Annotated in this window: 11 protein-coding genes; 3 read left to right on the top strand and 8 right to left on the bottom strand. The window is 65.5% G+C overall.

Annotated elements, in window-relative coordinates; genetic code table 11:
- Positions 1–45: 45 nt before the first annotated feature.
- From EAV90_RS08615 to EAV90_RS08590, 6 genes are read right to left on the bottom strand one after another with little or no spacing between them, the layout of a single operon-like run.
- Positions 46–1,017 carry a Bug family tripartite tricarboxylate transporter substrate binding protein gene (locus EAV90_RS08615; RefSeq protein WP_162500324.1) on the bottom strand — a complete coding sequence of 324 codons (972 nt, stop codon included), beginning with the start codon at positions 1,015–1,017 and terminating at the stop codon, positions 46–48.
- A gap of 56 nt (positions 1,018–1,073) precedes the next feature.
- A complete protein-coding gene (locus tag EAV90_RS08610; protein WP_245509478.1) occupies positions 1,074–2,204 on the bottom strand; it encodes an iron-containing alcohol dehydrogenase in 1,131 nt (376 codons plus the stop codon).
- A 13-nt stretch (positions 2,205–2,217) separates the two neighbouring features.
- Positions 2,218–3,255, bottom strand: a complete 1,038-nt coding sequence (gene pdxA, locus EAV90_RS08605; protein ID WP_122403767.1) for a 4-hydroxythreonine-4-phosphate dehydrogenase PdxA — start codon at positions 3,253–3,255, stop codon at positions 2,218–2,220.
- Complete coding sequence (locus EAV90_RS08600; protein WP_122403768.1) at positions 3,252–4,358, bottom strand: four-carbon acid sugar kinase family protein; 1,107 nt, start codon at positions 4,356–4,358, stop codon at positions 3,252–3,254. The genes pdxA and EAV90_RS08600 overlap by 4 nt, the downstream gene beginning before the upstream one ends.
- Before the next feature lie 2 nt (positions 4,359–4,360).
- A complete protein-coding gene (locus EAV90_RS08595; protein WP_129143175.1) occupies positions 4,361–5,800 on the bottom strand; it encodes an FAD-binding oxidoreductase in 1,440 nt (479 codons plus the stop codon).
- Positions 5,801–5,827: 27 nt separating this feature from the next.
- A complete protein-coding gene (locus tag EAV90_RS08590) occupies positions 5,828–6,751 on the bottom strand; it encodes a dihydrodipicolinate synthase family protein (protein WP_164936837.1) in 924 nt (307 codons plus the stop codon).
- A gap of 119 nt (positions 6,752–6,870) precedes the next feature.
- Here EAV90_RS08590 and EAV90_RS08585 point away from each other — a divergent pair, with 119 nt between their 5' ends.
- On the top strand, positions 6,871–7,704 hold the full coding sequence (locus tag EAV90_RS08585; RefSeq protein ID WP_129143174.1) for an IclR family transcriptional regulator: 834 nt from the start codon (positions 6,871–6,873) through the stop codon (positions 7,702–7,704).
- 15 nt (positions 7,705–7,719) lie between these two features.
- Here EAV90_RS08585 and rnz read toward each other — a convergent pair whose 3' ends face one another.
- A complete protein-coding gene (rnz, locus tag EAV90_RS08580) occupies positions 7,720–8,622 on the bottom strand; it encodes a ribonuclease Z (protein WP_129143173.1) in 903 nt (300 codons plus the stop codon).
- A 58-nt stretch (positions 8,623–8,680) separates the two neighbouring features.
- Entirely contained in the window at positions 8,681–9,289 is a 609-nt protein-coding gene (locus EAV90_RS08575; protein ID WP_129143172.1) for a TetR/AcrR family transcriptional regulator, read from the bottom strand.
- A 200-nt stretch (positions 9,290–9,489) separates the two neighbouring features.
- Between EAV90_RS08575 and EAV90_RS08570 the strand changes: the two genes are divergently transcribed.
- Both EAV90_RS08570 and EAV90_RS08565 read left to right on the top strand, forming a co-directional pair.
- Positions 9,490–10,731 carry an efflux RND transporter periplasmic adaptor subunit gene (locus EAV90_RS08570; RefSeq protein WP_122403773.1) on the top strand — a complete coding sequence of 414 codons (1,242 nt, stop codon included), beginning with the start codon at positions 9,490–9,492 and terminating at the stop codon, positions 10,729–10,731.
- A 164-nt stretch (positions 10,732–10,895) separates the two neighbouring features.
- On the top strand, positions 10,896–14,084 hold the full coding sequence (locus EAV90_RS08565) for an efflux RND transporter permease subunit (protein ID WP_122403774.1): 3,189 nt from the start codon (positions 10,896–10,898) through the stop codon (positions 14,082–14,084).

Genomic DNA, 14,084 nt, shown 5'->3' with positions numbered 1-14,084 from the left:
GTGATCCGGCCCGTTTCAGCTGGCGAAAGACCAGCAACGGTGCGCCTACTCCAGCTTGATGTTCGCCGCCTCGATCACCTTCTTCCAGCGCACCGTCTCGGAGGCGATGTAGGCTGCGAAGGGCTCCGAATCCACCGCCACCGCAGCGGCACCAAGCTCGGCCATCTTCTGCACCGTCTCCGGCTGCTGCATGAAGGCGCGGATTTCGGCCGAGAGCTTTTCGACGATCGGCTTCGGCGTGCCCGCAGGGACGAAGAAGCCGTGCCAGGCCACCGCCTCGAAGCCCGGCAGGAATTCGGCCACCGCGGGGACTTCGCGATCGAAGTCGGCGCGCTTGGGGGTTGCGGTCGCCAGCATCGCGAGCTGGCCGGTCTTCACCTGCGGCAGCAGCAGCGGCACATTGTCGAAGGCGAGATCGATCTGGCCGCTGAGCAGGTCCGTCAGCATCTGGCTCGACCCCTTGTAGGGCACGTGCACCATCTTGGTGCCGGTCATCTGCTGGAACAGCTCGCCGGCCAGATGCTGCGAAGTGCCGACGCCGGCGGAGCCGAACGAGACCTTGTCGGGGTTCGCCTTCAGATACGCGATCAGTTCCGGCACGGTGCGCGCCTTGATCTTGCTCGGGTTCACTACGAGCACGTTGGGCACGACGCTGATCTGGGCGACCGGCACCAGATCCTTGTCCGGCTGGTAACTCAGCTTCGGGCCGTAGAGCGACGGATTGATCGCGAGCGCGGAGGTGCTGGCAAGGCCGAGCGTGATGCCGTCAGGCGCCGACTTCGCCAGCCGCGTGACGCCGAGGATCGAGCCCGCGCCGCCCACATTCTCGACCACGAACGGCTTGCCGAATTTCGTCTGCAATTGGTTCGAGACCATGCGCGCGAAGATATCCGCTGTGCCGCCGGCGGCGAAGGGAACGATCACAGTTACCTGCTTGGACGGATAGGCGTCCTGCGCCTGCACCGGCGACGTCGTCAGCAGCACTGCCGACACAAGACCAAGCCACATCGATCTCATCGAAGTTTCCTCTACTTTCATTGTGTTGTTGATTGTTGCCGCGCGCAGCAGGCGTGTCAGAACGCGACCTCGTACATGTTGAGGATCGCATCCCGGCTCAAATCGCGCGGATTGTTGTCGAGCAGGCGACGAATGGCGTGCGCCTCGTCCGCCATCACGCCGAGATCGTTTCTGGGCACGCCGAGCGCGGACAGTCGCATCTCGATGCCGAGGTCCTTGCAGAACTCATAGCTGGCATCGAATGCAAGCTCGGGATCATTGCGTTCCGGCAGCCCCAGTGCACCCAGCACGGCGACTGTCTTCTCGTTCACCGCCGGCATGTTGAAAGCGAGCGTGTGCGGGAAGATCACCGCGCAGGCGAGACCGTGCGCAACGTGATGGCGCGTGCCGAGCGGATAGGCCACGGCGTGGCCCGCCGTCGTATTCACCGGCCCGAGGCAATAGCCGCCATAGAGCGAGGCCAGTGACAGGCCGGCACGCGCCTCGCGGTCGCTGCCATCGGTGACCGCGCGCTTGAGATAGCGTCCGACCAGCCGTGCGCCTTCGAGCGCATAGAGGTCGATCGTCGGATGCGCCTTGCGGCTGGTGTAGGCCTCGACGCAATGCGCCAAGGCGTCGACGCCGGTCGCCGCAGTCACTTGCTTCGGCACGGTCATCGTCAGGTCCGGATCGATGATCGCGATGTCGGCCAGCATGAAGCGGCTCTGCACTGCCTGCTTGTTCTGGCTGACGGGATCGGTGACCAGCGCGCGGGTGCCGGCCTCGCTGCCGGTACCCGAGGTGGTTGGGATCTGCATCAGTGCCACGTTGCGTCCGGCCACCTTCTCGGGCCCGACGATGTCGGCGAATGCGACCTCGTTCGTGCACATCACCGCGACCAGCTTGGCGAGATCCATCGCGCTGCCGCCGCCGAAGCCGACGACGAGATCGGGCTTGACCTCCTTCGCCATCGCCAACGCCTTCTCGAGATTGGGCAGGTCAGGCTCGGGCTTGACGTCGCCGAACACTTTCACCGCCCCCGGCAGCGCCAGCGTGTCGACACGGCGCGCGTTGAACGGGTCCGAGATCACCAGCGGCCGCCTGGCGCCGATCCGCTCGACGAAGCGCGCTGCAGCGGTGATCGTGCCGTTGCCGAACTCCAGGATGGTGGGACGTTGGATTTCTATGGGCGTGAAGGCGTTGGTCATCGTGCGTTCGATCTCATGATTTGGCTGCGGAGGTGCCGGCGGCCAGCCGCTCGGCATAATCGATGGCCTCGATCAGGCTGTGCTCGTTGGCGATGCCCTTGCCGGCGATGTCGAAGGCGGTGCCGTGATCGACGGAGGTGCGGATGATCGGCAAGCCGAGCGTGATGTTGACGCCGGAGAGCTCCTGCCAGCGGCCGGTCGCCGGGTCGACCTGGAAGCCGAGCAGCTTGACGGGAATGTGCCCCTGATCGTGATACATCGCGACCGCGGCATCGAACTGGCCGGCACGCAGCTTGACGAAAATGGTATCGCCCGGCACCGGACCGACGACGTCGAGGCCATCCGCCACGGCCTTCGCGATCGTCGGCGCCGATACGTCGATATCTTGCCGGCCGAACAGACCGCCCTCGCCGGCATGCGGATTGAGGGCGGCGATCGCGATCTTCGGCCTGGCAATGCCAAGCCGGCGCAACGCGTCATTGGTGAGGTCGATCACCATGCGCAGCCGCTCCGGCGTCAGCCGTTTCGGCACGTCCTCGAGCGCAACATGGGTCGAGACATGGCTGACGCGCATGTTGCCGTGGGCGAGCAGCATAACCGAGCCGCGCACGCCGGTGAGATGCGCCAGCATCTCGGTATGGCCCGGGAAATGATAGCCGGCCTTGTTGAGGGCCTCCTTGTTGAGCGGCGCGGTGACGATGGCCGCGGTCCGGCCGGCCTGCGTCAAGCGCACGCCCTGCTCGATCGCCTTGTAGGCAAAGCGGCCGCCATCGGCGCTGAGCACGCCCGGCTTGATCGGATCGCCCTCGACGTCGGCCTGCAGGTAGCAGAGATCGGGCCACTCGCGATCGTCGGCCGTCACCTCCGGGATCGCGACATCGGCGCCGAGCGCGGACTTGGCACCATCGAGCGCTGCGCCGCTGCCGATGATGAGCAGGCGCAGATCGCCCTTCGCGATCCGCTCCTTCAGCCCGACGCAGGCCTTGACGATGATCTCCGGCCCGATCCCGGCCGGATCGCCCATGGTGATGGCAAGATGACGAGAGGTCATGTCGGACTCTCCATTCTGAGCAGATGATTGTCCCGGAGTAGGTCACGCCACAGCCCGCTGGGACCGAATGCGCCGGATTTCGAGATCACGTCGACGCCGGCCCAGCGCCCGCCTTGCAGGATCGAGCGCGGCAATCCAGGAACGATACGTCCTGTCACCTGGAGCGCATGCGCGCCAAGGGCAACGCATGCGGCCTTCAGGGTCTCACCGCCGGCGACAATCAGCGTGCCGGGCGGGTCGAGCGCCGCAATCAATGCCGCCATTTCGCGCGCGATCCGCCGCGCCGCTTCAGTGCGCATCAAGCCTTCGGCGAGAGAGAATTTGACCATCGCGACGCGGTCGTCGCCCAGCTTGCGCCGGACGCGCGCCGCGCCCTCGCCTTCCGCAAGCGCAATCGTCGCCGCGCCACACGCAGCCAGCTGAGAGGCGGTGGCGGGCTGGTCGGAGCCGAACAACCCCAGCACCGGCAACTTCAATTGGCTCGGCGCATCGGCACGGTGGCTGCGTGCAAGCGCGCCGGCCAATCCGCCGCTTCCGCACCACAGTACGGGTCCCGGCATGCGTCGTGCCATCTCGACGACGCGATCGAGGTCGATGTCGCTCTCGGCATCGAACACCTGAACGCCGCCCAGCGCCAGCGTATCGGAGCTGCCCTGCCGCGCCTCGATGCCGTCCTGCCTCAACTGATCGAGCAAATTGTCGCCGACCCGGTGCCACTCGCCTTGCATCGTGCGCGCGAATTGCTGGCCGCCCGCGGTGCGGCGCCCCTGATAGTCGAACGCGGGCGCGACGACGCAGGATACCCAGTGGCCGCTGCGCAGGCAGGCGCCGAGCTCGGCCGCCCACGCGCCACGCAGGAGGCTGTCGACCTTCTTGTAGGCAATCGTCGCCCCCTCGAGCTGCGGCGCCAGCCGCGCGACGATCTCGACGCTCTCGGCCTTCGACCGCTCGCGGGTACCGCTGTCGATCGCGAGACTCCCGGAGCCGGACGTCGCAGGTGCGTCCGGCCAGGTGACGTCAAACGGTCCGCACAGGCCGACGAACTCCGCCGCGGTGTCGAGGGCACCGGTGAGATCGTCAGCAAGCAGGCGGACGCTCGTCATGGTCAGGCTACGCCCATGCTGAAGATTTTGCCGGGATTCATCAGGCGATGCGGATCGAGCAATTGCTTGATGTCGCGCATCAGCTCGATATCGAGAGGATCGGCGACCCGCGCAAGCCTGCCGCGATTGGTAATGCCGATGCCGTGCTCGGCACTAATCGCTCCATCCTGCGCCGCGGTCTCGTCGTCGACGATCTCGTTGATGTGCGCCACGAGCCTCGCTGTCGTATCCGGATCCTGGCAATGCACGCGATCGATCAGGGCCACGACGTGGATGTTGCCGTCGCCGATATGGCCGTGCATGACGACGTTCGCATGCGGGAGGGCCGCCTTGATGCGGGCTTCGACATTGTTGACGAACGCTGCCTGGCGCTCCAGCGGCACCACGCTGTCGTGCGACACGACATAGCCGCTGCGCTTGTTGCCTTCGGACACGCTGTGCCTGACAGACCAGATCGCCTTCGCCTGGGTCAGATTGGAAGCCAATATGGCGTCGTCAGCGAGCCCGGCTTCCATCGCATCCGCGAGGACCGCGGCCAGCGGCTCATTGAGGTCAACGCCCGCGAGCGTATCGGTCAGCTCGACGATCAGATACCACGGCGTCGTCAGCTCGAAGGGAATGGTGACATGCGGCACCGTCGCGGCGATCGCCTCGACCTGCGAGCGCGACATGATCTCGAGGCTGCCGAGCCGGTCGCCGACTGCGCCACGCAGGCGCTGCATGATCTCGAGCGCCTGCTCCACGCCTTGCAGCTTCAACAACGCCAGGGCCGAGCTGCGCGGGGGCGCGAACAGCTTCAGCACTGCCGCGGTGACGATGCCGAGCGTGCCCTCCGCGCCGATGAAGAGCTGCTTGAGCGCATAGCCCGTATTGTCCTTGCGCAGTGCGCGCAGGCCATTGAAGACGCGGCCATCGGGCAAGACGACCTCCAGCCCGAGCACGAGATCGCGCGTCGGACCGTAACGCAGCACGGCGGTGCCGCCGGCGTTGGTCGAGATGTTGCCGCCGATCTGGCAGGAGCCCTCGGCGCCAAGGCTCAAGGGAAAGTAGCGGTCGACGTCCCGCGCCGCGTTCTGTACCTCCGCGAGGATGCAGCCGGCCTCCACCGTGATGGTGTTGGCGAGCGGACTGACGTCGCGCACGGCCCGCATGCGGTCGAGCCGGATCACGACATTGCCCGCGCGATCGTCGGGCGTCGCCGCCCCGCACATGCCGGTGTTGCCGCCCTGCGGCACGATGGCGAGCCGCCTTGCGGCGCAGAATTTCACGATGGCGGCGACCTCGGCGGTCGAGCCCGGCTTCACCACCGCGACCGCACGGCCGTGATAGCGCCCGCGCCAGTCCACCACATAGGGCTCCTGGTCGGGTCCGGACGCGATGACATGCTTGTCGCCGACGATCGCGGCGAGCCCGGCCAGCGCATCCTGGAAAGCATCGGACATCGGTTCGCCTCGTCGCTTCGGTCGAGTCTACACGGTGGCGGCGGCGAATGCCGCCGCATCCGCAAGCAGCTCTTTCACTTGGACCGGCGGCAGCGATTCCAGCGGCGGCCGCAGGCGCTGCCATCCGGCATGACCGGTGCGCTCGGCAACGATCGTCTTCAGCGACGCCATCTGCGGGAAACGCGAGACCAGCTCGCGCGCCTTCACGATGCGCTCCCGCGCCGCCTTGAGCCCCGCATCATCGTCGCTGTCGCGAAAATGCTTGTAGACGTAGGCAAGGTCGCGCGCGACGAGATTGGAGGTTGCGGTGATGCAGCCTGCCCCGCCCTTGCGCAGCAGCGGCAAGAGCAGTGGATCTGCCCCGACGAGAACCGAAAAACCCGGGAAACGCTCGACCATCGCGGTCATGTTGGCGAAGTCGCCGGAGGAATCCTTGATGCCGGTGAAGATCGCAGGATAGGCCTTGCGCAGCCTCTCGATCAGCGCATGCGAGATCGGCTGGGCCGACATCTGCGGGATGTGGTAGAGCACGATCCTCAGCCTGGCATCGCCGATGCGCTGCACGACTTCGCTGTAGGACGCGTAGATGCCGTCGTCGCTGACGCCCTTGTAGTAGAACGGTGGCAGCATCACCACGGTGTCGACCCCGACCGAGAGCGCGTGACGCGTCAGCGCAATGGTCTCAGTGAGCGCAGCGACGCCGGTGCCTGGCAGAAGCCGCTGCGGCGCGATGCCCGCGGCCACCACTGCCTCGAGCAGCGCCATGCGCTCGGCTGCGGAGAAGGAGTTCGCTTCGCCGGTGGTGCCCAGCAGCGCGATGCCGTCACAGCCTTCGTCCAGCAGGTAACGGCAATGCGCGACGAAGCGCGCATGATCGGGGGCGAGCCCGGCGTCGAGGGGCGTCAACGCGGCGGAGAACACGCCATGAGGGTGCAGCGATGATGTCGACAAACTTCCTCCGATCGCCAAATCGATATTGTTCGGAATGCGAACATTTGTTATGCTCTATCCAGTTGGTAGGATCCAGCTGCCGCCGCGTCAAGGGCAGCTGTCATGGCGGGCATTCGAGGATGGCAAAGGCTGAGAACAAGGCCGCAAAGCGTAAACCTGAATCCACACCGAAAAATCCAAAGAATTACGTCGCTTCCGTCGGCAAGGCGTTCGCCGTGCTCAAGAGTTTCACCAGCGAGGCCTTCGAGCTCACCCTGAGTGAGATTGCCGCACGGGCCGATCTCGATCGCGGAACCGCGTTCCGGCTGATCCAGACCCTGATCGAGCTCGGATATCTCCAGGCGGTTCCGCAGAGCCGCCGATTCCGCCTCGGCGTCGCCTGCCTCGATCTCGGCTACACCGTGCTGTCGCACGGATCCTTACGGACCATCGTCGAGCCGCTGCTGCGCGAGCTCGTGCCTGCGGTGGGCGATGCGGCTTCGCTCGGCATCCTCGACGGCGGCGACGTGGTCTATCTTGCCCGCGTCGGTGCCGGCCTCGATCGCCACAAGATGGATCGCCGGCCGGGCACGCGCATCCCCGCCTACAGCGCCGCGCTCGGCCACGTCATGCTGGCGTATCTGGCGCGCGACGAGCAGATCGCGCGGCTCCAGTTGCGCCCCCGCCTAAAGCTGTCGGAGCGAACGCTCACCGACCTCGATGCCCTGCTCGCCCGGCTCGATCAGGTCAAGAAGAAAGGCCATGCCGTCTCCGACGGTGAGAACGCCTATGGCCTGCGCACGCTGGCAACGCCGATCTTCGACGCGCAAGGTCTGGTGATCGCCGGATTGAGCGTCACCGTCGATGCGATGCGGATGGACATGGCGGCCTTCCGCGATCAGGCGCTGCCGCGGCTGGTGCAGGTGACGAGCCAGGCGCAGGATCTCGCGATCAAGTCGGGATTGTCGAGCTGAGCGCGGTCGCGGCGCCTAGATCACGAGACGGTCGAAGTCGGCGGCGATCCGGCTGTTCGGAAATATCCTTGTCGCCTCCGCCAGGATCTCCTCGTCTTCGTAGCGCCCTGACATATGGGTCAGCACGAGCTGGCCGACATTATTCGCGGCCGCGAAGGAAGCGGCCTCCGCCGCTGTGAGATGGCCGTAATTCCGCGCGGTCGGCGCGTCGCGATCGAGGAACGTCGCCTCGATCACCATCATGTTGGCGTCGGCTACGTATGGGGACAGCCCCTCGGTGGTCTCGATGTCGCCGATCACGACGAGCCTCCTTCCGCGGCTCGGGGGGCCGAGCACGTCTTCCGGATCGATGGTTCGGCCGGCAAGCACGATCGGTCGGCTCGCGGCCAACTCGCCGCGCAAGGGACCGTCGGGGACACCCAGCGCTACGAGGCGATCAGGCCGAAGATGACGGCGCGCGGGGCTTTGGAAGACGAAACCAAAACTGTCGGTGTCGCGATGGCGGACCGGAAAACAGTCAATGGTGAATTCATCGGCATCGATGACCCGTCCCGCGCTCAGCGGTGCGAACTTGACCGCGATCGGCGCCCTGCCCGCGCCCCACAGGCCTGCGAGCATTCGGATGACGATGTCGAGCGTTCCCTGCCCGCCGTGAATTGTCATCGCGTCGGAGGTCTGCCGCAAGCCCAGCGTCGAGAACAGGCCGGGGATGCCGAGCACGTGATCGAGATGCGCGTGCGTCAGCAGGATGCGGTCGAGCCGCCGAAAGCCGGCGCCGCTGCGCAGCAACTGGCGCTGCGTGCCCTCGCCGCAATCAATCAGGACGCGCTTGCCTGCGGCTTCCACGAGGAGCGCCGGATGGTTGCGCTCCGCTGAGGGAACGCTCGCCGATGTCCCGAGAAATGTCAGCGCGAACATGGTCGCTGCAAATCCAAGAGAGGCGCCGAGGCGGCGCGCAAGATGAGGTCCGGCGAGGCTATTGGGGCCTGTCGGCCGACTGCGCCTCGACCGCCTGCACGGCGACGCTCGCGACCTGCCGCAGCGCTTCGCGATCGGCGCCCGAAGACGCCATCACGCCCATGCCGACCGACACCGCCGAGACGTAGCGCGCGAGCGCGGCGGGATCGGCGCTTTCCTTGAGATCGCCCTCCGCCTTTGCGCGGACGAAACGGTCGCGAAGCTGGTCCTCGTTCTGGGCACGGCGGGCGGCGAGCTCGAAGGGGACGTTCTCGGAGCCGGTGCCGCAGGCGATGCCGCCTTGCACCAGCAGGCAGCCCGGCGGATTGGCGGGATCGGTCTGTTTTTCGGCGATGCCCATCAGCATCCGCTCGGCGACGGCGCGGGCGGTCGGCGCTGCCACCACCTCGTCCATCCAGGCGCCGCGCAGCTTGGTGTACCGATCGAGCGCGGCCTTCAACAAGCCTTCCTTGTTGCCGAAGCAGGCATAGAGGCTGGGCGGATTGATACCCATGGCCTCCGTGAGCTGGGCGATCGTCGCGCCCTCATAGCCATGGCGCCAAAACACTTCCATCGCCTGATCCAACGCCATTTCGGCGTCGAATTCGCGGGGGCGTCCCATGCCCATGTACCTACCTCCTCGGAATTCAGGTTCTGCCTAAGGCTTAACGCCGAATCCTAACTATTTGTTCTAATTCTACTTTCCTAGTGCCTTCCAATTCTTGCGGTATCGCGCTACAATTTTCTTAGCGAACGGTACATAAGTATCTTGCGCTGCGGTATCCAGCTCCACATCTGTAGCGAACACTACATATCTGGAGCGCGCAAATGCACCCCTCCCAAAATACCTCCCGCACCGGCCGTTTCCGCCGCCTTCTGAGTGGCGTTGCCATCGTGGGCGCCCTCGCCGCGGCCGGCTCGATCGCCACCGGCCGCTATTTTCATGCCGCGCAAGCGACCGCACCGGCGGCGGCTGAACAAGCTGTCTCCGTCACCGTCGCGATGATCGAGCCACGGCAGACCGTGCTGTGGGACGATTTCTCCGGCCGGCTCGAGGCCATCAACCGCGTCGAGCTCCGCCCACGCGTCGCGGGTGCGATCCTGTCGGCAAACTTCACCGAAGGTGCGCTGGTGAAGGCTGGCGACGTGCTGTTCAAGATTGATCCCGCCCCTTATGCGGCCGAGGTCGACAAGGCTGCGGCCCAGCTCGAGGCTGCGAAAGCCCGCGTCGTTTTCACCCAGAGCGAGCTCGAGCGCGGCGCGCAGCTCGTCGGCAATGCCGTGGTCACCCGGCGCGACTACGACCAGCGCGACAATGCCCATCGTGAAGCCATCGCCAACGTCAAGGCGGCCGAGGCGACGCTGCAGACGGCAAAGCTCAATCTCGACTACACCGAGGTGCGCGCACCCGTGGATGGCCGCGTCGGCAAGATCGAGGTCACCGTCGGCAATCTCGTCGCCGCCGGCACCGCATCCCCGGTCTTGACCTCGCTGGTCTCGGTCAATCCGATCTACGCCTCGTTCGATGCGGATGAAGAGGTCGTGCTGCGCGCGCTGAACTCGATCGCAGATAGCGCCGGCCGGCGCGGCAAGCTTGACCAGATCCCGGTCGAGATGACGACCTCGGGCGGCTTGTCCGCGAAGGGCCACATCCAGCTCATCGACAACCAGGTCAACGGCCAGAGCGGCACCATCCGCGTCCGCGCGGTATTCAAGAACGATGACGGCCGCCTTATCCCCGGCCAGTTCGCCCGCGTGCGCATGGGCCAGCCGAAGCAACAGGCGCTGGTGATGATCGACGAGCGCGCGATCGGCACCGACCAGGACAAGAAGTTCGTGATGGCGGTGGGCGATGACAATCGCGCCGTCTACCGGCCGGTTACCCTCGGCGGCGCCGTCGACGGGCTTCGTATCGTCACCTCGGGCCTGAAGTCCGGCGACCGCATCGTCGTCAACGGCCTGCAGCGCGTGCGTCCCGGCGCCCTCCTCAAGACGGAGATCGCGCAGATGGGCGCGCGGGGGCCGCAGCAGGCGTCCAACCACAGCAACCAGGACGTGGTGCAACGCTAGTGCTTTCCGTCATCCCGGGGCGCGCGTAGCACGAACCCGGGATCGAACAGTTACGAAACTCCGATCACTTCACCTCTGGATTCCGGATTCGCGCGCAACGCGCGCGCCCCGGAACGACGGTGAGGCGGCCAGAGATCGGAATGATATTGCCCAGGGGCAAGGCCATGAATCTCTCAAAATTCTTCATCGATCGTCCGATTTTCGCCGGCGTGCTGTCGGTCCTGATTTTCCTCGCCGGCCTGATCTCGCTGTTCGCGATGCCGATCTCGGAATATCCGGACGTGGTGCCGCCCTCCGTCGTGGTGCGCGCGACCTATCCCGGCGCCAACCCCAAGGTGATCGCGGAGACGGTGGCGACACCGATCGAAGAGCAGATCAACGGCGTTGAGAATATGCTCTACATGTCGAGCCAGGCGACCACCGATGGCGCCATGACGCTGACGGTGACGTTCCGCCTCGGCACCGACCCCGACAAGGCGACGCAGCTGGTGCAAAACCGCGTGCAGCAGGCCGAGCCGCGCCTGCCCAATGTGGTGCGCCAGCTCGGTATCATCACCAAGAAGTCGTCGCCCGACCTCACCATGGTGGTGCATCTGTTGTCGCCGAACGGCCGCTACGACATGACGTATTTGCGCAACTATGCCGTGCTCAACGTCAAGGACCGGCTGGCGCGGATCGATGGCGTCGGCGACGTCCAGCTCTACGGCGCCGGCGACTATTCGATGCGGGTCTGGGTCGATCCGCAGAAGGCGGCCGAGCATGGGCTGACCGCGAGCGACATCGTGCGGGCGATCCAGGCGCAGAACGTCGAGGCCGCCGCTGGCGTCGTCGGCTCTTCCCCGAACATCAAAGGCATTGATCTTCAGCTCTCGGTCAATGCGGAAGGCCGGCTCGCAAACGAGGAGCAGTTCGGCGACATCGTGGTCAAGACCGGCGCACGCGGCGAAGTGGTGCGGCTGCGCGACGTCGCACGCATCGAGCTTGGCGCGTCCGAGTACGGCCTGCGCTCGCTGCTCGACAACAAGCAGGCGGTGGCAATCCCGATCTTCCAGGCGCCCGGCTCCAACGCGCTGCAGATTTCCGACCACGTCCGCGCCACCATGGCCGAGATCAAGAAGAACATGCCGGAAGGCGTGTCCTACCAGATCGTCTACGATCCCACCCAGTTCGTGCGCTCCTCGATCGAGGCCGTCATCCACACGCTGCTGGAGGCGATCGCGCTGGTGGTGCTGGTCGTGATCCTGTTCCTGCAGACCTGGCGGGCCTCGATCATTCCCCTTCTCGCCGTGCCCGTGTCGATCGTCGGCACGTTTGCGGTGATGCACGTGTTCGGCTTCTCGATCAACGCGCTCAGCCTGTTCGGCCTCGTGCTCGCGATCGGCATCGTCGTCGACGATGCCATCGTCGTGGTCGAAAATGTCGAGCGCAATATCGAGGCCGGGCTGTCGCCGCGGGATGCCACCTATCAGGCCATGCGTGAGGTGTCGGGTCCGATCATCGCGATCGCGCTGGTGCTGATCGCGGTGTTCGTGCCGCTCGCCTTCATCTCCGGTCTCACCGGGCAGTTCTACAAGCAGTTCGCGCTGACGATCGCGATTTCGACGGTCATCTCCGCCATCAACTCGTTGACGCTGTCACCGGCGCTGTCGGCGTTGCTGCTCAAGGGCCATGACGAGCCGAAGGACAAGCTGACGATCGTCATGGAAAAGAGCCTTGGCTGGTTCTTCCGCCGCTTCAATCGGGCGTTCACCTACTCGTCGGAGAGTTACAGCGGCACCATTACCAAGGTGATCTCGGGCAAGGCCGCGGTGATGGGCCTCTATGTGGGGCTGGTCGGCCTCACTGCCCTGCTGTTCCAGCAGGTGCCGAGCGGCTTCGTGCCGGGACAGGACAAGCAATACCTCGTCGGCTTCGCTCGCCTGCCCGATGGCGCCACGCTCGACCGTACCGAAGAAGTCATCCGCAAGATGAGCGACATCGCGCTGACCCAGCCCGGCGTCGAGAGCTCGGTGGCCTTTCCAGGCCTGTCGATCTCCGGCTTCACCAATTCCTCCAATGCCGGCATCGTGTTCTCGACGCTGAAGCCGTTCGACGAACGCAAGGATCCCTCGCTCAGCGGGCCAGCGATCGCGGCCGAGCTGAACAAGAAATATGCCGGCATCCAGGAGGCGTTCATCGCCATGTTCCCGCCTCCGCCGGTCAACGGCCTCGGCACCATCGGCGGCTTCAAGCTGCAGATCGAGGACCGCGCCGGCCTCGGCTATGACGCCTTGAACGAAGCCACCAAGGCGTTCATGGCGGCGATGCAGAAGGCGCCGGAGATCGCCGGCGTGTTCTCGAGCTTCCAGGTCAACGTGCCCCAGCTCTTCGCCGACATCGACCGCACCAAGGCGCTCCAGCTTGGCGTGCCCGTGACTGAAGTATTCAACACACTGCAGATCTACCTCGGGTCCTACTACGTCAACGACTTCAACAAGTTTGGCCGCACCTACTCCGTCCGGGTCCAGGCTGACGCGCCGTTCCGCGCCCGCGCCGACGACATCAGGCAGTTGAAAGTGCGCTCGTCCTCAGGCGACATGGTGCCGCTGTCGGCGCTGCTCAAGATCCGCCAGAGCGCAGGACCAGAGCGCGCGATCCGCTACAACGGCTTCCTGTCATCCGACATAAACGCGGCGGCAGCCCCCGGCTTTTCGTCGGGCCAGGCACAAGAAGCCGCGACGCGGATTGCCGCGGAGGTGCTGCCGCCCGGCTTTGCCTTCGAATGGACTGACCTGACCTATCAGGAGTTCATCGCCGGCAATTCAGGCATCTGGGTATTCCCGCTGGCAATCCTGCTGGTGTTCCTCGTGCTGGCCGCGCTCTATGAGAGCCTGACCCTGCCGCTCTCGATCATCATGATCGTGCCGATGGGCCTGCTCGCTGCGATGTTCGGCGTCTGGATCTCGAAGGGCGACAACAACGTCTTCACCCAGATCGGCCTCATCGTGCTCGTCGGCCTCTCCGCCAAGAACGCGATCCTGATCGTCGAATTCGCGCGCGAGCTCGAGTTTGCGGGGCGCACGCCGATCCGGGCCGCGATCGAAGCCAGCCGGCTGCGACTGCGCCCGATCCTGATGACGTCGATGGCGTTCATCATGGGCGTGCTGCCGCTGGTGCTCTCGACGGGCGCAGGCTCGGAGATGCGGCGCGCCATGGGCGTCGCCGTGTTCTCCGGCATGATCGGTGTCACCGTGTTCGGCCTGTTCCTGACACCGGTGTTCTATGTGTTGCTCAGAACCGTCACCGGCATGAAGCCGCTGACGCATCACGGCAGCGACATCAGCGCGGCGCCGGTTCAGGGGCTCGCCGAATGA

Source organism: Bradyrhizobium vignae, assembly GCF_004114425.1.
Taxonomy (GTDB): Bacteria; Pseudomonadota; Alphaproteobacteria; order Rhizobiales; family Xanthobacteraceae; genus Bradyrhizobium; species Bradyrhizobium vignae.
Note: the sequence above shows the minus strand (reverse complement) of the source record. Positions and strands in the feature narration are given on the sequence as shown.